General features: G+C 39.7%; 24 protein-coding genes. 9 read left to right on the top strand and 15 right to left on the bottom strand.

Annotated elements, in window-relative coordinates:
* The first annotated feature begins 1 nt into the window (after nt 1).
* Entirely contained in the window at nt 2-400 is a 399-nt protein-coding gene (locus MTF68_RS06815; RefSeq protein ID WP_248462062.1) for a hypothetical protein, read from the top strand.
* Nucleotides 401-728: 328 nt separating this feature from the next.
* On the opposite strand, the gene MTF68_RS06810 is transcribed toward MTF68_RS06815, so the two are convergent.
* The 4 genes from MTF68_RS06810 to MTF68_RS06795 all read right to left on the bottom strand — a co-directional run bounded on the left by MTF68_RS06810 (nt 729) and on the right by MTF68_RS06795 (nt 5,414).
* On the bottom strand, nt 729-1,751 hold the full coding sequence (locus MTF68_RS06810; protein WP_248462061.1) for a patatin-like phospholipase family protein: 1,023 nt from the start codon (nt 1,749-1,751) through the stop codon (nt 729-731).
* A gap of 139 nt (nt 1,752-1,890) precedes the next feature.
* Nucleotides 1,891-3,297, bottom strand: coding sequence for an alanine/glycine:cation symporter family protein (locus MTF68_RS06805; RefSeq protein WP_004586317.1), 1,407 nt, complete (start codon nt 3,295-3,297; stop codon nt 1,891-1,893).
* A gap of 126 nt (nt 3,298-3,423) precedes the next feature.
* Entirely contained in the window at nt 3,424-4,335 is a 912-nt protein-coding gene (locus MTF68_RS06800; protein ID WP_248462060.1) for an arginine deiminase-related protein, read from the bottom strand.
* A complete protein-coding gene (locus MTF68_RS06795; protein ID WP_055254209.1) occupies nt 4,332-5,414 on the bottom strand; it encodes an ornithine cyclodeaminase in 1,083 nt (360 codons plus the stop codon). Before MTF68_RS06795 ends, MTF68_RS06800 begins: the two co-directional genes overlap by 4 nt.
* 167 nt (nt 5,415-5,581) lie before the next feature.
* On the opposite strand from MTF68_RS06795, the gene MTF68_RS06790 reads away from it, so the two are divergent.
* From MTF68_RS06790 to MTF68_RS06780, 3 genes are all read left to right on the top strand, one after another.
* Nucleotides 5,582-6,013: an Lrp/AsnC family transcriptional regulator gene (locus tag MTF68_RS06790; RefSeq protein ID WP_248462059.1), complete on the top strand. Its 432-nt coding sequence runs from the start codon at nt 5,582-5,584 to the stop codon at nt 6,011-6,013.
* A gap of 74 nt (nt 6,014-6,087) precedes the next feature.
* Nucleotides 6,088-6,798 (top strand): AraC family transcriptional regulator, encoded by a 711-nt coding sequence (locus tag MTF68_RS06785; RefSeq protein ID WP_248462058.1) that lies wholly within the window; start codon nt 6,088-6,090, stop codon nt 6,796-6,798.
* Nucleotides 6,799-6,948: 150 nt separating this feature from the next.
* Nucleotides 6,949-7,812 carry an EamA family transporter gene (locus MTF68_RS06780; protein WP_248462057.1) on the top strand — a complete coding sequence of 288 codons (864 nt, stop codon included), beginning with the start codon at nt 6,949-6,951 and terminating at the stop codon, nt 7,810-7,812.
* A 67-nt stretch (nt 7,813-7,879) separates the two neighbouring features.
* Here MTF68_RS06780 and MTF68_RS06775 read toward each other — a convergent pair whose 3' ends face one another.
* The 3 genes from MTF68_RS06775 to MTF68_RS06765 all read right to left on the bottom strand — a co-directional run bounded on the left by MTF68_RS06775 (nt 7,880) and on the right by MTF68_RS06765 (nt 11,031).
* On the bottom strand, nt 7,880-8,875 hold the full coding sequence (locus MTF68_RS06775) for a patatin family protein (RefSeq protein WP_248462056.1): 996 nt from the start codon (nt 8,873-8,875) through the stop codon (nt 7,880-7,882).
* A 282-nt stretch (nt 8,876-9,157) separates the two neighbouring features.
* Nucleotides 9,158-10,147 (bottom strand): LLM class flavin-dependent oxidoreductase, encoded by a 990-nt coding sequence (locus MTF68_RS06770; RefSeq protein ID WP_248462055.1) that lies wholly within the window; start codon nt 10,145-10,147, stop codon nt 9,158-9,160.
* 140 nt (nt 10,148-10,287) lie between these two features.
* Entirely contained in the window at nt 10,288-11,031 is a 744-nt protein-coding gene (locus MTF68_RS06765; protein WP_248462054.1) for a siderophore-interacting protein, read from the bottom strand.
* A gap of 123 nt (nt 11,032-11,154) precedes the next feature.
* On the opposite strand from MTF68_RS06765, the gene MTF68_RS06760 reads away from it, so the two are divergent.
* The 3 genes from MTF68_RS06760 (at nt 11,155) to MTF68_RS06750 (ending at nt 13,316) form a co-directional block, all read left to right on the top strand.
* Nucleotides 11,155-11,574, top strand: a complete 420-nt coding sequence (locus MTF68_RS06760; RefSeq protein ID WP_004586326.1) for a MarR family winged helix-turn-helix transcriptional regulator — start codon at nt 11,155-11,157, stop codon at nt 11,572-11,574.
* 81 nt (nt 11,575-11,655) lie between these two features.
* Nucleotides 11,656-12,069, top strand: coding sequence for a S24 family peptidase (locus MTF68_RS06755; protein ID WP_004586327.1), 414 nt, complete (start codon nt 11,656-11,658; stop codon nt 12,067-12,069).
* On the top strand, nt 12,057-13,316 hold the full coding sequence (locus tag MTF68_RS06750; protein ID WP_248462053.1) for a Y-family DNA polymerase: 1,260 nt from the start codon (nt 12,057-12,059) through the stop codon (nt 13,314-13,316). Before MTF68_RS06755 ends, MTF68_RS06750 begins: the two co-directional genes overlap by 13 nt.
* 1 nt (nt 13,317) lies before the next feature.
* Here MTF68_RS06750 and MTF68_RS06745 read toward each other — a convergent pair whose 3' ends face one another.
* The 5 genes from MTF68_RS06745 to MTF68_RS06725 all read right to left on the bottom strand — a co-directional run bounded on the left by MTF68_RS06745 (nt 13,318) and on the right by MTF68_RS06725 (nt 15,218).
* Nucleotides 13,318-13,773, bottom strand: coding sequence for a hypothetical protein (locus tag MTF68_RS06745; protein ID WP_096043005.1), 456 nt, complete (start codon nt 13,771-13,773; stop codon nt 13,318-13,320).
* Between the two features lie 181 nt (nt 13,774-13,954).
* A complete protein-coding gene (locus MTF68_RS06740) occupies nt 13,955-14,470 on the bottom strand; it encodes a DUF4240 domain-containing protein (protein ID WP_004586331.1) in 516 nt (171 codons plus the stop codon).
* The gene (locus MTF68_RS06735; protein ID WP_004586332.1) at nt 14,470-14,661 is read right to left on the bottom strand and encodes a YwbE family protein; all 192 of its coding nucleotides are present in this window, start codon (nt 14,659-14,661) and stop codon (nt 14,470-14,472) included. The genes MTF68_RS06740 and MTF68_RS06735 overlap by 1 nt, the downstream gene beginning before the upstream one ends.
* 59 nt (nt 14,662-14,720) lie before the next feature.
* Entirely contained in the window at nt 14,721-15,002 is a 282-nt protein-coding gene (locus MTF68_RS06730) for a hypothetical protein (RefSeq protein WP_248462052.1), read from the bottom strand.
* A 3-nt stretch (nt 15,003-15,005) separates the two neighbouring features.
* A complete protein-coding gene (locus tag MTF68_RS06725) occupies nt 15,006-15,218 on the bottom strand; it encodes a hypothetical protein (RefSeq protein ID WP_248462051.1) in 213 nt (70 codons plus the stop codon).
* Nucleotides 15,219-15,307: 89 nt separating this feature from the next.
* Between MTF68_RS06725 and MTF68_RS06720 the strand changes: the two genes are divergently transcribed.
* A complete protein-coding gene (locus MTF68_RS06720; RefSeq protein ID WP_004586335.1) occupies nt 15,308-16,135 on the top strand; it encodes an ion transporter in 828 nt (275 codons plus the stop codon).
* A gap of 66 nt (nt 16,136-16,201) precedes the next feature.
* On the opposite strand, the gene MTF68_RS06715 is transcribed toward MTF68_RS06720, so the two are convergent.
* Complete coding sequence (locus MTF68_RS06715) at nt 16,202-17,317, bottom strand: DUF748 domain-containing protein (RefSeq protein WP_248462050.1); 1,116 nt, start codon at nt 17,315-17,317, stop codon at nt 16,202-16,204.
* Between the two features lie 275 nt (nt 17,318-17,592).
* Here MTF68_RS06715 and MTF68_RS06710 point away from each other — a divergent pair, with 275 nt between their 5' ends.
* On the top strand, nt 17,593-18,753 hold the full coding sequence (locus MTF68_RS06710) for a GGDEF domain-containing protein (RefSeq protein ID WP_248462049.1): 1,161 nt from the start codon (nt 17,593-17,595) through the stop codon (nt 18,751-18,753).
* A gap of 427 nt (nt 18,754-19,180) precedes the next feature.
* Here the strand turns inward: MTF68_RS06710 and asd are convergent, their stop codons facing one another.
* Entirely contained in the window at nt 19,181-20,320 is a 1,140-nt protein-coding gene (gene asd, locus MTF68_RS06705) for an aspartate-semialdehyde dehydrogenase (RefSeq protein WP_039972138.1), read from the bottom strand.
* A gap of 367 nt (nt 20,321-20,687) precedes the next feature.
* Nucleotides 20,688-23,405 (bottom strand): TonB-dependent receptor plug domain-containing protein, encoded by a 2,718-nt coding sequence (locus tag MTF68_RS06700; protein ID WP_004586338.1) that lies wholly within the window; start codon nt 23,403-23,405, stop codon nt 20,688-20,690.
* Nucleotides 23,406-23,409: the final 4 nt, after the last annotated feature.

The following is a 23,409-nucleotide window of genomic DNA, read 5'->3' as shown; positions in this document are numbered from 1 at the left end:
AGTGACTACTTTCAAAATATTGATGTTTTTCATATTTTTCACCCTATCCATAAGTAATGCGTTTGCAAATAGCTCAACATCTTCATATTTAAAAAATGAAATCAATGAAGCCCATAAAGCTTATTTGTTTAATGATACTGCCACCGGTTTATATGCATTAAACTCACTAGCTCGTTTATTAAAGTATATTGGCCCAGATGAACTTTCAATTGAAGGAACAAACTTAAACCTTGCTTTAACTTACTTCCGAATTGGACTATTACATGAAAAAAATGGTGATGAACTACTTAAAGATAAATATTTTTCACAAGCAATAGTTTTAGTTCCAAATTCAGAGGGAATTCTAACTAATGACTTTCGCTCTCTAGTTAATAAACTTGATAAAAATTTTAGTGAATAAAATTTTTTATAGGTATGAATTAGTCGATACTAAAAATTTTTTCATAGAAATGAAACCGTGAAATTTTATTTCACCAAATCGTTATATAAATAATAAAGCTAGTTATTTAGGTACTAATAATTAGCTTTTTTAATTAAAAATTACACCATATCTTATGACGCTTATCTATATTAGTGGAGCAATACATTAGCAATGAAATTAAGCTCAAACTATTTTTTGAAAATGATTATTTTATAAAATTTTATTTATTAGATTGGATTTATTTCCCTATCGAATCTGCCTTTACTTTCAAACACTCCTAACTTATTGTTATTTCTAAGGCATACATTTATTTAATCATTAATCTCTTATCAAATGCTTCAGCCAACTTTTCAGTTTCACTAAAAACGGTATTCCAATATTTAATGCGTGTGTATGCATCGAGATCAGTAAAGTCGTTTCTGTCTGGAATTTTTCCGTAAGGTAAGCCGGCTATAAATTCTTTTGATGGGGTTATCATCACCACGTTATCGTAATTTTGTGCTGCTACTTTACGTTTTAAATTTTTATCAAACCACCCTGCTTTTGGCTCGCTATTAAAATGCGGATATAAAATTAAGCCAGGGTTATTAATTTTTAAATCAAAGTGGTAGTCAATTATTCCGCCATCGCGATAAATACCGGGTGGCGAGCCTGCAATATTTTTTATGCCTTGCATAACGAGGGGTATAGAGCCTGATGCGAGTAAGGCATCTTTTAAATTTGTTTGGCTAAGTGGTATGTTTTGTGTTTTAAAATTATAACTGTCGGTTATAGATAAATTGCTGTTTGGCGCGCCAAAAATAAATCGCTCGTACTGCGAGCCTAATAATTTTCGGTTAACCCGATTAAGCATGTAACTTTTTGATAAACCTAAAAGCTGAATTAATTTATTTTCACTGGCTATAAACCCATTCGATTTAGCCACTATAAAATGCGCTTTAAAAATAGGATTATTTAAAATTTCGGTTACGCCGTGCTCCCCAAATACATCATCTAATAATGCGCGGGCTTTTAGTGTAATTTCAGCAGGTGTTGGTTTATTACTAGAATAGCGCGTTTGCGAATACGATTTTGCTAAACGCTCGATGGCAGCAACGGGGTCGTTTTGTGCAAAACAGGCTGACCGAAATGCGCCAGCAGATGAACCAATTAAGTTGAGTGGTTGAGTTCGGTTTTTAAAAAATTCACCAAAAATATATTTGTCTAAGCCAAATAATGTAAACCATTTAGGCCCACCACTTGCCCCTAAAAAAGAGGTAAATAACTCGGGTTTAAAGCCCTGCTCGTTAATAATTTTTGCTGCGGTTTTGCCTGCGTGAATGTCGATCATTAAATCAATTTACCTTGTTATTCTTATATTTTAGTGCTGTTCACATAACCCAAAATTGAATAATTATGCAAAATTAAAAAGCGGTGTTATGTTGCCATAAAACCGCTTTTTATCGTTAAAATTGCTTAAAATACGGGAATCAATCCCAAATGCCGCTTTCGCATTTACCCTGTACTTTTACGTCTTTTACTTTAAATTCGGGCTCTATGCCTTTTTCTCGTTGTGTGTTGTAGTCGCGATTAACAGACAAAATAGTTGGCGTGAGCAATATAATAGCGATTACGTTAACCACTGTCATTAACCCTAATGCTATATCGGCTAAATCCCAGACTTCTTTTAGAGATGCCGATGCGCCCCACAGCATCATTGATAAATAAAGTAATGTATAAATTGTGCGCCCTACTTTGTTATCGAGCTTAAATAAATGCAGGTTACTTTCGGCGTAAGCATAGTTGGCCACTACCGAGGTAAAAGCAAATAAGGTTATGGCTGCAGCAACAAAGTACACACCGCCTTGTGCTAAATGTGCAGTCATGGCGCTTTGGGTTAAACGTATGCCTTCCATTTCGCCGCTTATATCTACATCGGCTAATAAAATAACTACCGCGGTACAGCTACAAAGCACAATTGTATCGAAAAACACGCCAAGCATTTGTATATACCCTTGTGTAACTGGGTGATTAGGCATTGGGCTTGCGCTTGCTGCAGCATGCGGCACGCTACCTGCGCCGGCTTCGTTAGAATATAATCCGCGTTGAATACCGTTTTTAATGGCAGCGCCCATTGCTCCTGCGCCTGCTTCTTGTAAACCAAACGCTGATAAAAACACATCTTTAAGCATGGCAGGCACTTGCGGTAAATTCATAATCGTAATAATAACCGCCGCGGCTACAAATAATATGCCCATTAGTGGCACTACTCGCTCAGCAAAGCGGGCAATGGCTTTAAAGCCACCTAATATAATTGAGCCTGCTAATACGGTAATAACTAATCCAGAATAAAAGGTAGGTACTTGAAAAGCATAGTTAAGGGCGTCGGTTATGGTATTGGTTTGCATGGCACTAAAGGTAAAGCCATAACCTAAAAATAAACACGCGGCAAATACAATAGCAAATGCACGGCTGCCCAAACCTTGTTGAATATAATAGGCGGGGCCGCCTCTAAATTCGCCACTACTATCGCGTACTTTATACACTTGCCCTAATACACTTTCGGCAAAGCCGGTTGCCATGCCTAGTATGGCTATAACCCACATCCAAAATATGGCGCCGCTTCCGCCTAGTGAAATTGCAACAGCGACCCCGGCTAAATTACCTGTACCTACACGGGCACACAGGCCTGTACACAATGCTTGAAATGATGAAATGTCGTCTTTTTTACACTTGCTACTGCCTTTTAACAGGCTAAACATGTGTTTAAATTTTACTATTTGAATTGCTTTTAAACGTACCGAAAACCAAATACCTGCAAACAGTAGTATGTAGATTAGTATTTGGCCTTCTCCCCATAATAGGCCATTTACACTTTTTACTACGGTATCGAACATGGGCTAATCCTTTTGTATTTATTATGTTTTTACTCAGCGCATAGTTGAGTAATTGGCATTTAATAATGCATGTTAGCCATAGATTAAGGCAGCTAAGCTGCCTTAGGATGTTGACTTAGTGGTAGGTTATTTACTTTGCAGGTGTATGCCAGCAATCATGCATCTAACCGAACCTCCCGCCGACTCTATGGTTGGTATAGGTAACGGAACAAGTTTAGCTGTTTTTTGTATTGCTGCTTTTTGCTCGGTTGTAAGTGCATTAAACGCCGTTTGTGAGAGTGCTAAAATACGACCATTTGTACCTTGTAACTCTATTGCGTTGCCGCAAAAGCTACTTATTTGCTCATTAGATAAGTTTATTACTTCTAAATGGCTTTGTATAAAATGGCTAGTTAATTGTTTGTGCTGACTATTTGGCACCATATTTAAGCTGATCATGACAAACTCTGTGGCTACACACATTAATACATTAGTATGATAAACCGCAGTGCCTTGCTCATCGTAGGCGTTAAATTCAACTGGTTTTAGCTTTAATTGCTCGCACACTGTATTAACCACGGTTTTAGTAGTGCGCTTAGATTCTACTGCATAAGCAAGCTTATGGGGGTGGTCAATAACAAGCGATCCTGTGCCTTCTAAAAATGCATTTTCTTTCGCTAAAAATGAATAATCAGTCACAGACAACACTTTATAGTGATTAGTCAAAAAATCAATAATATCTTTTCGATATTCTAACCTTCTGTTTTCTGCGTACATTGGGTACATAACTAGCTCGCCACTTTGATGAGTAGAAAACCAATTATTTGGAAACACAGAATCGGGCGTGTGTGTATGTTCGTCTTCAAAAAGATGAACCGTTACGCCCTCGTTTTGTAATAATTTAACCGCATTAGTGACTTCGTCAAAGGCAAGCTGGCTCTGGTTTTGTGAGTTACAGGTACTTTGAAACGTGTTGTCTAACATGGTTTGTGGATTAGATGTAAAGTGATGCGGGCGCACCATCACCACCGCTGTTGGGGCTTGCTTTATGTGGCTCATGCGACTTGCTCTTGCTTAGGTGTTTTTGATGGCTGTGTACTATTAAGTACCGAAAATAAATTACGCGGATCAGCTTGTTGTGTAATTAAATCAAGTAGTTCAAACTCACCCGCAGCCACCAGCGCGTCTTTAATATACACCAGCGCGGTAAAGTCTTCGCTTGCAAAGCCTACCCCATCAAAAATAGTAAGCTCGTTGTTACTTGTACGCCCAGGTGTTTGTTTATTAATTACTTTATGAAACTCTGTTACGGCAAAGGTTTCGCTCATTTGCTGTATTTCGCCCTCTATTCTGGTTTGCGGTTCGTACTCTACAAACACATTTGCGCGCGTTAATAATTGTGAATCAAGCTCTGTTTTACCAGGGCAATCCCCACCAATGGCATTTAAATGCACGCCCTGGGGGATCATATCGCTGGTTAAAATAGTGGCATTTTTTTTATCGGCTGTGCAGGTGGTAATAATGTGCGCGCCTTGTACGGCTTCTTCTGCGCTATTGCATAGAGTTACATTTAAGCCGTAACCACTTAAGTTGTTGTAGGCTTTTTGTGAGGCGTTTTTATCAATATCGTATAAACGAATGTGAGTAATGCCTAATACGGCTTTAAAAGCTAATGCCTGAAACTCAGACTGTGCACCATTACCAATTAATGTAAGTGTTGTTGAGTGCTTAGGCGCTAAATACTTTGCCACAAGCGCCGATGTGGCCGCTGTGCGTAAGGCTGTTAGTAAGCACATTTCGCTGATCATAACCGGATAGCCGCTATCAACATCCGACAAAATACCAAACGCGGCCACGGTTTGAAGTTCCTTAAAGGTGTTTTTTGGATGACCATTTACATATTTACAGCTAAACATTTTACCGTCGCTTACGGGCATAAGCTCTATTACGCCATCAGGAGAGTGCGCTGCATAACGTGGCGATTTATCAAATTCGTCCCAGCGAGCAAAGTCGTGTTCTAATCTTTGAGTAAGCTCAAGCAATACGTTTTCTATTCCGACTTTATTTATAAGTTTGGCCATTGCCTGTACGCTAACGAATGGAACACCTTGTTTAGGTTGTGCGATAAAATGACTCATAAATTCCTCTTTAATGACTAAATAAATTAATTGAAATAAGTTTATAGGCCAGAGGCGTTACTTAAAATGCCAAAAGTTTATACAAATAATAGTGTTTTTTAGCAAACTGCTATGCAATAAAGTACAAATTTAGTAATTTGTAATAAACACATAACCCAAGGCGTTTTATGACCCCTTACATTTACGACTCATTAGATAACGCATTAATAGCCGAATTACGAAAAGATGGCCGCGCTTCTATTTCAGCCCTAGCCAATGTTTTAAAGGTGTCGCGCGGGACAGTGCAAAACCGCTTAGACCGTTTAGTCTCATCGGGCGCTATATTAGGCTTTACGGTGCGTGTACACGAACACATAGAAACCGAAGCTGTAAGAGCAATAATGATGGTGGAAGTGGTGGGTAAATCTACATCGCAGGTAATTAAAGCCATGCGCGGCATACCAGAGCTAACAAAGTTACATACAACCAATGGCGCTTGGGATTTAGTGGCTGAAATACAGGCGGCAAATTTAAGTGAGTTTGATGGCGTACTCAGGCAAGTACGCGAAATAGAAGGCATTTTAAATAGCGAAACCAGTATATTATTGTCATCTACTTAGGTTTATTAACGCTATGTTTTACTTAAAGTATGTTAGACAATACTCGGTTTATGTATTAGGTATTGGAGTAGGCAATGAATAAGCTTTCTATTCGGTATTATTCGCAAGATATAAAGCGCCACCAGCACAATTACCATCAACTCGTTTTACCCCTACACGGGGAAATTTTTATAACGTTAAATAATGACTTTAAAACAACGGTGAGTACAGGCAGTTGTATCGTTATAGAGAAAAACGTAGTGCATGCCTTTACGGCCGATGAAGCCGCGCGTTTTATTGTGGCAGATTTAGACGCGCTCCCTGAAAACCTTATTAACCTTTTATGCCCTAAAATCTCAATAGATAGCCGTTTATTAAGTTACTTACAGTTTATAGAGCAGCTACTGCTCGTTGTTAGCGGTGAAAAGCTTACTAATTCAACTTTTGATTTATTTTACTTATTGCTTTGTGAGCAAAGCAGCCACAGTAATATTGATAAGCGAATAGATAATGTAATAACCACTGTAAAGCAAAATTTAGCCTACCCCTACACGTTAAAAGAGCTGGCCGATATAGCCTGTTTAAGCGTTACACAATTTAAAACTGTGTTTAAAAAAAGTACCACTATGAGTGCGCTGCAATATTTAACCATGTTACGAATGCAACATGCTCGCGCCCTTTTAACCCATTCAGACTTACCCATTGCTTTAGTAGGCGAGCGTATTGGTTATAACGATGCCTCTGCGTTTAGCCGCCGGTTTAATTTATATTTTGGACAGCCACCTAAAGCGTTTGCAAAGCAGTAATGTAGATAACCTAAACACGAGATAATAAAGCAAGCTCAAGCAGAGCGTAGGTTAAATAGCGTCAGAGCAAACAATAACACCGTCTTTTTAGCATATTTTTAAAAACCTATATTGATACACTCAGTACCTAGTATTTACGGAGGGTAATTAATGGCAACACACATAGGGTTTTTAGCAATATTTTCGTGGGGGCTTTTAGCATTACTAGGTAATTTAACCAAAGCACTCCCGGCTTTTCAGTTACTTTTTATGTGCTTTGCACTTTCTTTTATTATTTTATTAGTAAAACGTTTTGCTATAAAACAGCCATTATTAACCCCTCCAAAGCTTTCTAAAAAACAAATGATAATAGGTGTTACCGGCTTATTTGGTTTTCACTTTTGTTATTTTATGGCTTTAAAATACGGCCCTTTAATAGAGGTAAGCTTAATTGTGTACCTTTGGCCATTATTACTGGGTGTATTTGTGGCTACCCCTGGGTCTAAATTTAAAGCAATATTGGGCGGATTACTGGGGTTTTTAGGCACGCTTAGTTTAATTACCGATGGCAGTGGGTTATCTATCAATAGTGAGTATTACTTAGGGTATTTTTTTGCAGGATGCTGCGCAGTACTGTGGTCTAGTTATTCTTATTTAATGTCGCAATTTAATAGCCATGTAGATGACATAGGCTGGCTTTCACTTATTGTGGCTGTGCTTGCCCTTTGTGCACATTTTTATTTTGAAACAACCGTTACTAGTTTGTCTATTTCACAATGGCTAGGCGTTATTTTATTAGGGTTAGGCCCAGTGGGAGGTGCATTTTATTTATGGGATCATGGTTTAAAATTTGGTAACCGCTCGCTATTAGCCTCGTTGAGTTTTTTAACGCCGGTGCTTTCTACTTTTATTTTAATACTCGCCTCGCAGACTCCCTTTAGTTGGTCAGTGTTTATTGCTTTAGCGCTTATTTTAATAGGTGCGGCGATTAGCAATAAAAAGCCATCGATAAGTTTAAAAAAAGCAGAGCTTTAATTTTGCCACGGCACTTTACTAACGCTTAAACTTAAGGGGTAATTTAAGTTTAAGCGTTAATACACAGCTACATAGCGTAGCTGTGTGCGTAATCTACTATACGTGCGTTTTGGCTTTTTAAATAAGCGCGGCCTGCTTTTACACCTAGCTTATGATCAAAGCGTAAGTCGTCGTTTGAGCTACCTAATAATTTACTGTGCAGCTTTTCGTCTGCGAAAATTTGTATAATTTCTACATCACTAGGCGGGTTGGCAATAAACGTTAGCTCGTCTAGGTATGCTTGCTCGTGTTGAATCAAGTAATCAAGTGTTTTTGGGCAGTAGCCTGATGCACATGCAAATGTTCTAAGCTTTTGAACCCATGCAGTTTGCGCCTGAAAATGCTCATCAACGGTTCTTATTACCACGATTCTTCGTGCGCCACGGTTATAAGCTTCGCGTACAGGCAGTGGCGCAGCTAAGCCGCCATCTAAATAAAAATCTTCACTTGATTGCTCTGCAGCTAAATGCGCTTCGTTTGCCGCTTTTGTACCTAACCAAGGAGTAAGTTTAACGCCTTGTTTATACAAAAAAGGTAACGCGCTCGATGCTTTTAACAAATCTCGCCATTGCTTACCCTCGCCTGTAGGTGAAAGGTAATAGGCTTTTCTGTCGCGTGCATTGGTTGCCGTTATAAGCAGCTCACGCTCGCCTAAGCTAGTTTTTGCTGTTTTAAAATCAAGGGCTCTGTTTACTTCGGTGGTTTTTTCAAAGTACCAGTCTAAATCAACAATGTGCTTACCCATTAAACCACGCCCTAGTTGAAAAAAGCGCTTGTTACGCGAAAGCCCTCTAATTAAGCGTTTAGCGTAACCTTTTTGACGCGCTAAATAGCTTGTTAAATTTTGCGAGCCGGCAGAGGTGCCAATAAACAAATCAAATGGGTCGTAGTTTTGCTCTAACCAAGCATCTAATACACCGGCTGTGAATATCCCTCGTTGTCCGCCACCTTCAGCTATCAGAGCAACTTTTGGCTGCGCTGTATGAGTAACTGAATTAGCCGATGCGGTTGTTAGAGCGTTCACGGTGTACCTTCCTTTAATTTAATGATGTTTGGTTAATAACTACATTATAAAAAATAAAAGTGATGCCTTAAAATTGATTGTTTAAATCAGTTTGGTTGAAAAAACAGAACGATAAATAATGCAAAATGGGCCTTATCCTTGGCAACCTAAATATGTTTAATTATCGAAAGTGTTTGTTCAGACATCACTTAAAGTTAATAAGTTTGTATTCACTTTTAATGATGTCTACATAGTAGCAAGGCTTGTGTGTACGCTTGCTTAACTAAACACTTCCTTTTTTAATTAATGCTTTATTTCCATTAAAATTTCTAGAGCTCGGTGGCGTTTTTCGCTGTCGTAAACATCGTTGGTAAATATAAACTCATCCACTTCTAGCTCTTTCGCTATCATTTGTAATTTATGTTTTATACTCACATGCCCGCCAACAACGCTTAAGCTTAAAAAGTTTTCTACGTGGGCGCGCTCTTGCTCACTCCATAAACCTTCCATACTCTCTACCGGTGGCTTTAGCCACAGCTCTTTGCCGCGTATTAATTCAAGCACCCGTTGCTTTGAGGTGGTAGAAAGGTACTGCGCTTCTTCATCGGTTTCTGCTGCTACCAGCGGTAAGGCAAGCATTACATAGGGTTTATCGAGTACATTTGAGGCTTTAAATTCTCGCTTATATAGTGCGATGGCATCGTGTACAAAACGTGGTGCAAAGTGCCCTGCAAATACGTATGGAAGCCCTTTTTGCGCGGCCAATTGGGCGCTAAACAAACTTGAGCCTAATAACCAAAGCGGTACGTTTGTGTCCTCCCCCGGAATAGCACGTATAGGATGTGTGCCATTGTATGGGCCTAATAATGTTTGTAGCTCTGTTACCTCCCCCGGGAAGTTTTCTGCGCGGCTCATATCATTATTTAGTGCACGGCTAGTTACTGGATCACTACCTGGAGCGCGGCCAAGGCCTAAATCTATTCGTCCAGGGTATAAATTCTCTAACGTACCAAATTGCTCAGCCACAACTAAGGGCGAATGATTCGGCAGCATTATTCCGCCAGAGCCAACCCGTATACGCTGAGTTTTACCTGCAATGTGACCTACTAATATTGAGGTGGCAGCACAAATTATACCAGGCATATTGTGATGCTCGGCTAGCCAAAAGCGATTAAACCCTAATTGGTCGGCACGCTGGGCGTATTTAGTGGTTTTATTGAGCGTATGAGAAACGCTGTCCCCTTTGATCATGGGGGCAAGCTCTAATAACGAAAAGGGAATGGAAGATAACAAAATAGCAGCTCCTTAAAATGCATGCTAACAATGGGCTTCATCATCAGCATAAAACACTTAAATGGGTCTGCTATTTATTCAATTCAAGTTAGGTAACGGATAAAAGCAAAATAGCGTTAGGCTGTTTTGCTCTAAGGTATTTATGCAAGCTCAGGGCTTTGCTGGCGCTCTTTTTTATAACCCTCTGAGTCTACGCCTTTTTTCCAATAACCAGAGGAAACTATATTACTGCGCGGTATATTACAATCCTGGGTAAGTAAGGTTTTTGCTTTACGTACTAACCCCGCCTCTAATGCCATAAATACAATAGGTGGCTCGTTTGTGTGTGGCAAATTGTTAAGCGCGCTGAGCATATCGGTATCTGGGGTATCTGTAATTAACCAATTAACATCGCGCTGCGTGTTTAAATCAATAATGTCTTGCTCAGTAGGGGCATGCACAAACGCGTCAATTTTTGCGCTGGCGGGTAACTGCTGCATGTACCCTTTTATTGCATTAACTGAGGTTAAATCGCCTAGTAATACATAATGCGGATGCTGGTAATTATCAAGCTTTTTAGGGCCTGGGCCCGCTATGCCAACCTCGTCACCTACTTTTGCAGTTATAGCCCATTGCGTAGCCGGACCTTGGTGCATGTTTATTACAAAGTCGAGCGTTAACGCGCCCGTTGCATCATCAACATCTCTTATTGTGTAAGAGCGCATGCACGCGGTTTTTAAATTAAAATCAACTTCACCATTTTGGGGAATAAGCACTTTTACATAGCTGCCAATATGCGCTTGCGTTAAATCCGAAAACTCACTTGAGCCTACAACAATACGCTGTAAATGCGGTGTTATTTGTTCAGTACTTAGTACCGTAGCTTTGCGAACTTGTTTACCCATTTAAAATCACCTCGTTTAACAAAATAGTTAACTGCTTTTTAAAGCAAGCATTGCACAACGCCCCATTGGTTGATAAAATCAACTATAACAAACTAATTGATATTGTCAACCATTAGAGAGCTTATGAACACGCTTTTATCAAATACCCTATTTGAGCTGATGCAAAATTACCGCGTAACAATACGTGAGGCTATTAACGCAGGCGACCTGGGTATTAATGCTATGCACGTGCGTTGTATACACATTATTGCCAGTACATCTAACTGTACCGCTAACGACATTGTGACTAAAACACAGCGCGACAAAGCCCAAATTGCCCGCTTAATTAAAGATCTTATTGCGTTAAACCTTATTAATAAGCAAGCAAGTGAGCACGACAAACGCTGCTTTATTTTGTCGCTCACCGAGCAAGGCAACACACTTTTTGATAAGTTATTAGCCTCTGAGCAGCAAATAAATGATCAAATGTGTAAAAACTTAAACCCGCAGCAAATCAAAGACTTTTTAGATACCGCGCAACAAATGATCAAAAACATGGCGTGATCTGTCTTTCATTTCTTGGCATAACTTACACAAAACGCATATACTGTACACTTATACAGTATATGCGTTTTAGGTTGTGTTATGTTTGTTATTCCCGTTTATATAGAAGCCGGTGTGTGTGGGTTTGAATCGCCCGCGGCGCAATACGCCGAGCTCGGTGTTTCTCTTGATGAGCTATTAATAAAGCACCCCGACGCCACCTTTATTGGTATTGCCTCGGGTAATTCCATGCAAGAGGTGGGGATTTTTGAGGGCGACTTACTGCTTGTAGACCGTGCTGAGCAAGCCGATAACGGCGATGTTATTGTTGCTAACTTAAATGGCTTATTTGTGTGTAAGCTATTAGATAAAACCAATGCACGGTTACTCTCTGCATCGCCTTTACATAAGCCGGTACAACTAACCTCAGCTGATGAGTTTCAGTTAGAGGGAGTGGTTACACTATCAATTAGAATGCACCGCCCAAGCCCTGAGCTATTAAAATGTACGCCTTAGTCGATGCCGTTGCATTTTATGCCAGTGCCGAAAAAGTGTTCGACCCCGCTATACGCTCTAAACCTGTGGTGGTTTTAACTAATAACGATGGCTGCGTATGTGCAGTATGCCCGATAGCTCGGCGCTTAAACATTCCTAAATTTGGCCCTTATTTTAAAGTTAAGCACCTGCTTGAGCAACACAAGGTGGTTGTACGTTCGAGTAACTATGAGTTGTACGCCGATTTAAGCGCCAAAATGATGAACGTAATTGGCCGCTTTTGCGACACACAATACATATACAGTATTGATGAGTCGTTTTTGCACTTTAATGGCTACACCCCCCTTATACAAAACTGGCACGAGTACGGGCATACAATAAGGCGCACCGTTTGGCGCGAAACTAAACTCCCTGTGGGTGTTGGTTTTGGCCCAACCCCTACTTTGGCAAAAGCCGCTAACCATGCAGCTAAAAAGCTAAGCGGGTTTGATGGGGTGGCCGTTATAAATAACGAGCAAAGCCGCCAAGCAATTTTACAAAGAATGAGCTGCGCCGATGTATGGGGTATAGGTAAGCGCCTAGCTAAAAAGCTTAATATAATGAACATACATACAGCGTGGGATCTGGCACAACAAAACCCTAAAACCATGCGCCGCGCGTTTAGTGTGGTGGTAGAGCGTACCGTAAGTGAGCTAAATGGTATTGCGTGCTTAACATGGGACGATGTACGCCAAGATAAGCGAGAAATATATTCTACTCGCAGCTTTGGTGAGCGGATCAGTGAGCCTACTGCACTTAAAACCGCCCTTATTAACCACGTAACCACGGTTGCCAGTAAACTACGAGGGCAGCGCTCATTAGCAAAACAGCTTTATATATTTGCCGCCACTGGCAAACACGAAGACCGCTATTGTAAAAAGTCGTTTATATATAAATTTGCCACCCCCACTAACGATACCTGCGTAATGGCCAATGCAGTTTCAGAAGTATTTACTCATATTTACCAGCCAGGTGTACGGTTTTATAAATGTGGTGTAGGCGCTTTAGAGCTTACCTCGGTGCAGTATCAGCAAACTGATTTATTTAGCCAAAGTGCCGATAACCCTAAATTAATGCAGTGTCTTGATACAATAAACAACCGCTACGGAAAAGGCATACTCACCCTAGCCAGCAGCAAACTAAATCAAGGCTGGCATATGAACAGAGATTACTTATCGCCCCAATACACAACGCGCTGGCACGATATACCGCAAATTCATTGCAAGTAAGTTAATCAACTTGCCTTGCAAATGTGCACTCTACTGCAGGGGTATTCTGCGTATATTTGAGCGTTGTAACACTGGTAAACTTAATGCTTTGTCTGATGGTTTTTTCATTATTGGGGTCAATACAGCGGCTCATTTTTAAGCTGTTATCAACACCATCACTTTTGTATTTATACGAGCTAGTTACAAAACAAAAATTTGGCTTTTTAGTTGTACGGGTGCCGTTGTGTAAACTTTCAAACGCAATATGCTCGCCTAATTTAAAACCCGCGTCTGGGTAAACTGGGTTAATTAAACTCAACTGACTATCCACACACAGTGGGGAGTTAGCAGTTACCACCTGGTAATCACCAAGCATTGTTTTTAATAACGGTATAAAACGGCTTTTATTACTCGGCGCAGCCAATGCAGATGCACTAATAAAGGTTGTCGAAATTAAAAAACAAAGTAAGGTTTTCATTAAGTGGGCGTATCCTCGTAATAAGTAACGTGCGGCGCTAACTTTTATAACTATAACAGAGATTTAATCTAAAAAAAGGACGCAGCACTTAGCTTTATGTAATGCAGTGTTGTAGTTATGTTTTACGAGTAATAAAACAAAGTAGTTTATTTACTAAATAAATAAACCACTAAGAGTGACTTTACTGCCAGTATTTTGCAAATAATTGCGGATAGCTTTGTTTTAAAAACTTGGGTTTGTCTTTAAAGCGTTTACCTGCCGGTTGCTCGCCTGAGGGTACAAAAGGTAATTCGTCGTCGTTGCGCTCTTCAAATAATAAACCGGCTATTAAGTCGTATTCATCAATATAAGGGTAAGGTTGCTCATTTAAATAATACACAGGGGAGCACTGTGCAAGTGAGTCGGCATTGCTTAATGCGTTATTAAATACCGTCTCCCCGCGGGAGATGAGCCAGCACCTAAATTCGCTAAAACCGTATTCGTCGTTACAGCCAGCCATAACAAATGCGGCACCAAATAAATCCCAGGTAAAACATTTACGCATGTGAATACCAAAAAATTTATCAAAAGCAATGAGCTGCTCGTCGGTTAACTCGCTCAATTTAGCTTTTAAGTTGTCGCTTACGCTTTGTGGGTCGAGCCCTAACTCAGGCGTGGTCACTAAATCCCAAAATTCCTGCTCTGTTAATGCTGTCATTATAAAATCTCTTTTACTCGGCCGACTTGACCATCTTCTAGGCGAACTTTAATACCATGCGGGTGATTAGGTGATTTAGTTAATAAACGCTCAACTACACCTTGAGTCAATGTGCCGCTGCGTTGATCTTCTTTTAATACAATATTTACGGTTGTACCTGGTGTGATTTGCGAGCGCGATGGAACAGCCATGCTTTACATCCTAAAAATAATTTTGGTAATTATAACGTCCATAGCTAGGCAAACCAATGTTAATCAACTAAAAACGCTATTTGCTTAGCCGCTACCGGTAAGCTTATTTTGCTAAGCTCAGCGTGAATAATATCGACTAGCTGAGAAAAATGCGCTTCGGTGTCGTTATAGGCTATATCATCTTCAAAATAGCAGCTTATTTTTAGTGACTTTGCTTCATTTTTTAAATCAATGGTGTGTGTTAAATAAGCAAAACCATCATGAGTCGCTTTTATTTGCTCACAGGCGTGGGTGAGGGCTTGGCGTATTTGTTTATCGCGCAATTTTTGTGTTTTAGTCATAAATTATTGTGTTTGTTCACTTTGCTGTTTTTTATACTCTTCAAAATTTTTATCTTGATTTTCAAGGCACTCGTAATATTCTTTATCGGCTTTATAATTACATTCATCTAAACGTGCTGATTGAACTTCGTGAAAGCGAGCGTCGGAGCTGCACCCTGCAAGTACCGAAAATCCCACAAACAGCAATGCGCTTTTAGTTATTTGACTGATTAACATTAGAATTCCTTACACTTTCGTTATCGAAAGCAACAATATTATTGTATATTAGCGTCATAAAAACCTGACTTTGCATAGGACCCATAATTATGATGTCGCAGTTACAAAAGCTGTTTCAGCGTATAGACAAAAGCAAGATATTTCAATCATTTGTTATAGCTGTCATTGTTGTTTCTGCCCTCACCGTAGGTGCTCATACATATTCTCTTCACCCCACCGTAGAATTTATTCTAAATTGGATGGATGTAGGGATCACAGCTTTCTTTTTAATCGAGCTCATTATTCGCTTTATTGCAAGTAAAGGAATAAAAGACTTCTTTTCAAAGGGCTGGAATATATTCGATACCATTATTGTACTTGGCAGCTTATACCCAGCTGCAGGCTCAACCATGTTACTTGCCCGTTTGCTGCGTATATTTAGGGTACTGCGTTTAGTATCTATGATCCCTGAGCTGCGTTTGCTTGTAAATTCGTTACTTAAAGCCATTCCGCAAATGGGCTATATAGCACTGCTTATGTTTGTTATTTTTTATATTTACGCAGCCATGGGCAGTATGATGTTTGCCGATATTAATCCGGTGCTTTGGCAAGATGTATCCATTTCAATGTTAACGCTATTTAGGATAGCCACCTTTGAAGATTGGACCGACATTATGTACGAAACCATGGCGGTGTACGAGCTGAGCTGGATTTACTACCTCACGTTTATCTTTTTAACCGCGTTTGTGTTTTTAAACATGATGGTAGGTGCCATTTTAGAAGTAATGAGCGAGGAGCACCGAAATGCCCGTGAGCTAAAAGCGGATAATAACTCACTTCCTGCAACGCAAGGACAAGTGGTTGAACTACAAGCGCAAATAGCTGAGCTAAAAACGTTATTAAGTAAAACCTCAGATATTACCAACTCCAATAAATAGCTGATCTATTTTACTTGCTAAAACTTAAAAAGCCCTTTGTATTGAGTTAATACAAAGGGCTTTTAGTTACTCACCTTGTTGTTCTTGCGTGCTTTCAAACGAAATAACATTATCAACCTTCATTTTAAATGCTTCAAAAAACGCATTTTTTAATACCGAAACCACGGCTTCAAAAGTAGATACATCAGCGTTATCTAATTGCCCATCTATGGGCACCCGAGCAGCCACCAGCTTTGACTCATCGTTTTCTAATAGCGAGCTGAGTAAATCAATACTGCCTTCAAAAATAGCGGTAAATAGACCGTCATCATCTTTTTCTATATCTTCGCGCCACGAAAAAACACTTAAATCGTGCACACCCGCTTTTACATATCCATTTAAGTTATTATTGTTAGCGGCCAATTCCATTGCGCCATCTATTCCGCCGGCTTCAATGTCAAATGGGGTATACACTTTAAAAACAGTTTCGAGATTTTTAACAGAAAAACGCTGCACTTCAACATTAAAATCAAAATTAGCTTCATCACTAAAGGGGTCCAATTTACCATTTAAAGACAGCTTAGCTTCGCCCATTAGCTGCCCTTCTATTTTTAAACTTGTGACTAAGGTTTTAGAGAGGTTTTGTGCATTGGTAATATTGTTAATGTTAGCGTTTATATTTGATACGTAAGTAGGCTGCTCTCCTTCGCTGGTGGCGTTAACTAAGGTTACTTTACCATTGTCTATACGTAGCGTATCAATTGAAAAAGGCACGAGATCATTAGCAAGGCCTACCCACGTGGTTTCATCTTTCACCTGTTGATTTTGTTCAGCGGTAGTTGGGTCTTTATCGTAAATAACAATTTCTGGGCGGGTAAAAGCCATGTTGGTGACAAAATTACCGTTTAATAAAGCAGACCACGCAAGCGAAAAATCAAGTGTATCAATAGACAGTAACGGCTTAGGCACCTGCGTGGCATCTACCGCGTAAATTTCTACCTCATCAACAGCGTAAGCGCCTCGGTATAAGTACAAATCAACATCACCCACATGCCCTGTTATGCCTTGGGTTTGTTCAAGCTGCTGATTTACATAATATTGAACCGCATAAGGGGCTAAAGCTCTGAGTAAAATTAACCCCAAGGCTATAACCACTAAAGCATAAAACCATTTTTTGCGTGTATTTTTAAAAGTAGAAGCCATTATCTATCCTTATGTGAAGGCTTAGCATCTCGGCATAAGTAAAAAATACCTGCATAAGTGAATTAAGTACCCACAAAGCAGCGAAAACCGAGCGAATAAAGGTGTAATAGATCAGTACGAGCAAAAGCTATACCAAAAAATGCAATTCATAGGGGTTGTGGGTACACACAATACATAAATATTTACAAATAGAATTTTTAAATACATAGCTTTACTCGAATTCCCAAGCAACCTCAACTACAGTAAAAAGTAACTAACACAAGAACATATAACCTATGAGCCCAGTCTTTTTTATTTTAATTACTCTTTTACTAACCAGTATTGTTTGGTCAGTTATATTTTTAATGGCGTGGTATACGTTAGGGAAAAAATCATATTCGTTATTTTGGGCCTGCGCATTTATGTGCTCTGCGTGTCAATGGGGTACAATATTATTGCGGCCCTACTTCGACTCAGAGACCCTCTATTGGTTACTGGGTGTTAGCTTTTCTATGGGGTCTGTCATTTTAGGAACATGGGGACACAGTATACGTGCCCGATGCCCTATCAAAATCGATTATTTGTTAGCATTAGCCGTGATTACGTTAGCTGCAGTTTATTATTATAAAGCCGTGAACGTTCATGTTGGTTTGTTTATGTCTTTATATATTTATTACGATATTTTACTGCTGCTAATAAACGCCGTCATTATAATAAAACATAAACCTAAGTCGCTACCCGCTGAAATTGGGGCTGCCATTACTTACACTTTGTGCGGCGTATGTTTATTTATTGCGGCCACCATCGCACTAATGCAAGGCAGCCAGGTTAACCAAGCTTACTTAGATTTATATACACTCATTAATTTTATAACAGTCCCAACTGCACATGTTGGTATGGCTGTATTTATTATTTTTATAATGGCCTCAGATTTAGCGCAAGAAATGCAAAAACTCGCCATGACCGACGTACTCACACAATGTATAAACAGACGTGGTTTTTACGACGTTGGCCAGAAAAAGCTTGAAAATAAATTAAGCTGCGAACAACACGTATCACTTATATATTGGGATATAGACTCGTTTAAAAATATAAATGATGAATACGGCCATGCAGGTGGAGATGAAGTACTAATCCAAGCAACAAAACGGGTAAGAGCGTGTTTAAATAAAGAAGATATATTTGCCCGTATAGGCGGAGAAGAATTTGTAATACTGATAGCCAGAGATTCAGAGCTAAAAGCAAAGCAATTTGCTGATACTCTACGTACTACTCTTGCAAGTAAGCCCATTGAATACAAACAACAATTTATAAATGTTACAGCAAGCTTTGGCGTTATAGGCATTAAATGTGCAACTATTCAAATAGACAAAGCGATAGATTTAGCAGATAAAGCGTTATACATAGCAAAACACGAAGGAAAAAATAAAGTAGCGTATGCAATGCCGCTTAACTAACACTAGGGCGTGTTGATCTTTGATGGTTGAATTTACAGCAGTGTTTTTGGTTTTTAGGCAAGGCAGAGCCTATGAAGTGTGGTTATTTCACATAAATAGGCGATAACGCAGCATAAATGCCAAACATGCGCTGCCCTTCGGGTTCTGCCTAGGGGCGATAAACTCTTTGTTGCCTACATGGATGTAGGTAAGGGGCGTGAGCAGGACGCGGAAGCTTTGCTCGGTTTTTACTTATTCTTACAGGGATGTAAGTCATTAGAATAACGCAGGAGCAGTTATCGAGCCCACTAGGTTACAAACCTCGCGCCGCGATTTAATCGCCCCTAGATTGAACAAATTTCAATCCGCTAAGGTCAACACGCCCTAACTAAAAAAGGGGTTAGCAATATGCTAACCCCTTTTAAATACATACTTTTAAATGCAGAAATTATTCACCGTCTACAATGATGCGAAGCATACGACGAAGCGGCTCTGCAGCGCCCCATAACAGCTGATCGCCCACGGTAAATGCGCTAATGTATTTAGGGCCCATGGCCAATTTACGAATACGACCAACAGGAATACTTAACGTACCTGTTACTTTAACTGGGGTTAAGTCAGTTGCACTAATTTCGCGCTCATTAGGGATAACTTTAACCCACTCGTTATGCGAAGCTAAAATTTCTTCAATTTTTTCTACGCTAATGTCTTCACGTAATTTAATGGTCATCGCTTGGCTATGACAACGCATTGCACCAATACGTACACATAAACCATCAATTGGCACAGGCTGTTTAGAAGAGCCTAAAATTTTGTTCGCTTCAACCTGAGCTTTCCACTCTTCTTTAGACTGGCCACTTGGCATTGGTACGTCAATCCAAGGAATTAAGCTACCGGCTAGCGGCACGCCAAATTGATCTTGTGGTAAATCGCTTGAAGCCATTTTTTCGCTCACTATTTTATCAATTTCTAAAATAGCTGAACTTGGATTATCTAGTTGCTCGGCAACACTTGAATGAATAGCGCCCATTTGTGCAATAAGCTCTTTCATATTACGAGCGCCGGCACCAGAGGCCGCTTGGTAAGTCATTGGGCTTACCCACTCAATTAGGTCTTGCTCAAACAAACCACCTAAAGCAAGTAGCATTAACGATACGGTACAGTTACCGCCTACAAAAGTTTTTACGCCTTGCTCTAAACCTTGTTCAATGACATCTTTATTTACAGGGTCAAGTACAATAATGCTGTCATCAACCATACGAAGTGCAGAAGCTGCATCAATCCAGTAACCATCCCAACCCGACTCGCGTAATTTAGGGTAAACCGCTTTGGTATAATCACCACCTTGACAGGTAACAATAATATCCATTTTAGCAAGTTCATTTACATCACTTGCATCTAATAACGGTTTTGCGTCGCCAGCAATATCAGGGCCGAGTTGCCCAGCTTGTGAGGTGGTGAAAAAGGTGGTGTCGATATGTGCAAAATCACTTTGCTGCTGCATACGTTCTAATAACACAGAGCCAACCATGCCACGCCAACCGACTAATCCTACTTTTTTCATTGTTTTTTCCACTGTTTGATTCATAAAAGATGCCTTAATACATTAAAAATTAAAATTCATTGCGTGAGAATTAATTTTTATTAAAACCAATCATATTAAGTTATTAATCATTTATAGCGGCAAATTAATAGCGAGATAACAAGCCATAAATTTTTATATGTAGCTGTTCTGCATCAAAAATTTATAACGCCGTTCGCGCTTTATTTAGCACACTAGAATGACTAGATATTTAAGTCGATTAGTATAAAGCTAACCTAACACCCCAAGCGCCCTAAAACTAGTGAATAAAGCGAAACTTAAATATTTTTCATAGTCATAAAAAAGCCCTGTATTAAATACAGGGCTAATCGGTAGTTAGGTTTTATTATATCCCCCTTCCTTGGGAAGAAAATTAAAACTCGTAGCTGTAACTTAAATCAAACGTTACACCTTGCTCTTTTGAGCGCACTATAATGTCTGATTGTGTTACCTCTTGATCTTCATCGAGTAAGTTTTTAACTTTAAACTTAATCTTAGAATTAAAATCAGGGTAATAAGTATAAACTAAATCAAGTGAGTGAAATGGCTGCTCATACGCGTCATCTCTATTAGCAACACCCGCTGCTAAAATTCGCTCACCAAATACGTTATAAACTAATGAACTGCTGTGCATGCCATCTAACGAATCGTAGTTTAATTGTAAATTAACTACATATTCAGAGTGGCCTGTCATACGTTTTTTAGGATTAGTTAATGTACCCGCAAGTGCTGGGTCAATAGACGCTTCAGAATCACTTAATGTGATATTACCGCTAGTAAATAGGCCTTCACTTACAAATGTTAAGTCTTGTAGCCATTCAGCTTCAATACCATAAACTTCTGCTGTTTCACCATTTATAAACGATGCTGAGTAATCTTCATCACCAATGTTTAAAACTGTTTCAATTGGCGCTGTAATATCTTTATAAAACGCCGCTACGCTAAATGAATTACCGGCTTGTCCGTAATATTCATAACGTAAGTCGTAGTTTTTAATTGGGCTACTTTTTATACCTGTACGACCAAACGTTCTAATGTCGGTCAAAGGGTCGTAATACGTAACAGGCACTACTTCACGAAAATCAGGGCGTACCACTGTTTCACCATAACCTAAGCGCACTTGGTAATCATCGCCACCTACATAGGTAACAGACAGTGCCGGGTACCAATCATCGGTAATAACAGAGCCTGCTTGAATTTTATCTGGATCGTAAAAGGTATTTAAATCGTCTTCATCAAAAATAAGGCTCGATGTACCGATAGAAGATTGTTTAAATTCCTCATAACGAATACCACCGCTTATTCTTATCCATTGATCATAAAACACATCGAAAGACGCATAACCTGCATCCACCTTTTGCGCAGCAATGTAATCATCGGCATCAGGGGCTGTTGGCTCATTAAAGTCAACTAACACAGCGTTATTATCAATAAAGTCGTCAGTTAAAAAACCACTATTATTAAGCGCATCAGTGCTACCGTCGTTTATTGAAATACCTGAGCCGCCACTGTTGTTTATAGCAAAGCTTGAGGTATTAAATATTCGAGCTCTGTCAGAAAAATCGTAACCCACTTTAAACTCAACTTCCATAGACTCAAAGCTAAGCGGCAGCGTTAAGTTACCACCGTACGATTTAACACGTTCTTCCATATTGGTGTATGACATAATTACACGGTTATCATCCCCTGTAATAGTTGAGCCGGCATAGCTGCCATCACTATTATAGGTGTCACGAAACTCAAAGTCGGCACTGGTAGGTATATCAGTCGTTGCTTTAGCTTCGGTGTACTGCCAATCGGCACCAATACCAAAATAATCTAAAAAGGTATGTTGGCCCATAACTTGAGTAATGTTTAATTGGCGTTCTTCGTAATTAAACTCATGATTACGGTTTGCAATCCCATCACCCGCAATACTAAACGTAGAACTCCCCGCAGGGCTTTGCGAAATAGCAATTTCAGACTCATCTTCATTATCAATAATGTAAAGCTGTTGAGCAGAAATACTGTGCGTACCTAAACGGTATGACAAGCTCAATGAACCGTTATAACTTTCGGTTTCAGTGGTCACTTGCGAATTTTTGACTGTGTTGTAACACGAGTTACTCACATCTTCACTGGTCGCTAACGACGTCGTACAATCAACATTGCCTTCTTCGTTTTCTAAATCTTGGGTGATAACTGAACTAAAACGTTCTTCAAAATCCCATTCGTTTTTGTAAGCACCTGCCAGTAAAAACCCAACCTTGCCGCCAAAATAGCTCTCTTCAAAACTATCACCATAATGGGCTTTAATATTATAACGCGGGTCTAACGACTCTTCTTTTAACTCATAATCGCGAGGAAGCGACTTTAAAAGTGCGTTATTAACAGCGGTTGCTTGTTCTGCACGCGTTAAATCGCCATCTTCAAAGCCTTCACTACTAACAATATTGCCAATACTAAAATCACCACGGTATGTTGAAATAGCCTGTGATAACTCACTTGGAATGCCATTTTCGTTACGATTGTAGGTAAAGCCATCACTTGATGCCGTATCGTAACCTGCACCCACTTCAATGCCTGCTGTAAATTCACTCGGTGCGGTTTTAGTTCTAATATCTATATTACCGCCACCAAACGCTGCTGGCATGTCTGGAGAGTAAGCTTTTTGAACAGCCATACTTTCAATAATGCTTGCAGGGAAAATATCCAGCGGAATAACGTTACGGGTTAAATCTGGGCTTGGGATGTAAGCGCCATTTAAACGCGCACTAGAGTAACGCTCACCAAGGCCCCTAACGTAAATAAACTTACCATCAACAAGCGTTAAGCCTGTTACTCGACGAAGCGCAGATGCTGCGTCGCTGTCGCCCGTGCGTGATAATTGTTCAGAGCCTAAAATATCGGCAACAAAGGCTTGGTTTTTACGTTCTTCTACAACTGCCGCAGCGCTCCCTTGTAAACGCGTACCTACAGCAACAACTTCTTCTATTTCTTGTTCGTTTGTTAACTGTTCATCGGCTTGTGCAGCAATTAAGCTAGTCGAATGAGCGACTAAACCTAAACCAATTGCCCAAGTAATTTGATTGAGTCTATGCTTTTTAGACATGAGA

Origin of the sequence: Pseudoalteromonas sp. 2CM37A (genome assembly GCF_023161885.1) — a bacterium.
GTDB classification, from domain to species: domain Bacteria; phylum Pseudomonadota; class Gammaproteobacteria; order Enterobacterales; family Alteromonadaceae; genus Pseudoalteromonas; species Pseudoalteromonas atlantica.
This window is presented reverse-complemented; position numbering and strand designations above follow the sequence as displayed.

Coding starts and splice junctions, on each gene's coding strand:
- MTF68_RS06725 (WP_248462051.1), bottom strand. CDS start 15,218: ATGTTAATCAGTCAAATAACTAAAAGCGCATTGCTGTTTGTGGGATTT.
- MTF68_RS06805 (WP_004586317.1), bottom strand. CDS start 3,297: ATGTTCGATACCGTAGTAAAAAGTGTAAATGGCCTATTATGGGGAGAA.
- MTF68_RS06750 (WP_248462053.1), top strand. CDS start 12,057: ATGTACGCCTTAGTCGATGCCGTTGCATTTTATGCCAGTGCCGAAAAA.
- MTF68_RS06800 (WP_248462060.1), bottom strand. CDS start 4,335: ATGAGCCACATAAAGCAAGCCCCAACAGCGGTGGTGATGGTGCGCCCG.
- MTF68_RS06760 (WP_004586326.1), top strand. CDS start 11,155: ATGAACACGCTTTTATCAAATACCCTATTTGAGCTGATGCAAAATTAC.
- MTF68_RS06745 (WP_096043005.1), bottom strand. CDS start 13,773: ATGAAAACCTTACTTTGTTTTTTAATTTCGACAACCTTTATTAGTGCA.
- MTF68_RS06790 (WP_248462059.1), top strand. CDS start 5,582: ATGACCCCTTACATTTACGACTCATTAGATAACGCATTAATAGCCGAA.
- MTF68_RS06710 (WP_248462049.1), top strand. CDS start 17,593: ATGAGCCCAGTCTTTTTTATTTTAATTACTCTTTTACTAACCAGTATT.
- MTF68_RS06740 (WP_004586331.1), bottom strand. CDS start 14,470: ATGACAGCATTAACAGAGCAGGAATTTTGGGATTTAGTGACCACGCCT.
- MTF68_RS06755 (WP_004586327.1), top strand. CDS start 11,656: ATGTTTGTTATTCCCGTTTATATAGAAGCCGGTGTGTGTGGGTTTGAA.
- MTF68_RS06735 (WP_004586332.1), bottom strand. CDS start 14,661: ATGGCTGTTCCATCGCGCTCGCAAATCACACCAGGTACAACCGTAAAT.
- MTF68_RS06765 (WP_248462054.1), bottom strand. CDS start 11,031: ATGGGTAAACAAGTTCGCAAAGCTACGGTACTAAGTACTGAACAAATA.
- MTF68_RS06785 (WP_248462058.1), top strand. CDS start 6,088: ATGAATAAGCTTTCTATTCGGTATTATTCGCAAGATATAAAGCGCCAC.
- MTF68_RS06730 (WP_248462052.1), bottom strand. CDS start 15,002: ATGACTAAAACACAAAAATTGCGCGATAAACAAATACGCCAAGCCCTC.
- MTF68_RS06715 (WP_248462050.1), bottom strand. CDS start 17,317: ATGGCTTCTACTTTTAAAAATACACGCAAAAAATGGTTTTATGCTTTA.
- asd (WP_039972138.1), bottom strand. CDS start 20,320: ATGAATCAAACAGTGGAAAAAACAATGAAAAAAGTAGGATTAGTCGGT.
- MTF68_RS06795 (WP_055254209.1), bottom strand. CDS start 5,414: ATGAGTCATTTTATCGCACAACCTAAACAAGGTGTTCCATTCGTTAGC.
- MTF68_RS06780 (WP_248462057.1), top strand. CDS start 6,949: ATGGCAACACACATAGGGTTTTTAGCAATATTTTCGTGGGGGCTTTTA.
- MTF68_RS06810 (WP_248462061.1), bottom strand. CDS start 1,751: ATGATCGACATTCACGCAGGCAAAACCGCAGCAAAAATTATTAACGAG.
- MTF68_RS06700 (WP_004586338.1), bottom strand. CDS start 23,405: ATGTCTAAAAAGCATAGACTCAATCAAATTACTTGGGCAATTGGTTTA.
- MTF68_RS06720 (WP_004586335.1), top strand. CDS start 15,308: ATGATGTCGCAGTTACAAAAGCTGTTTCAGCGTATAGACAAAAGCAAG.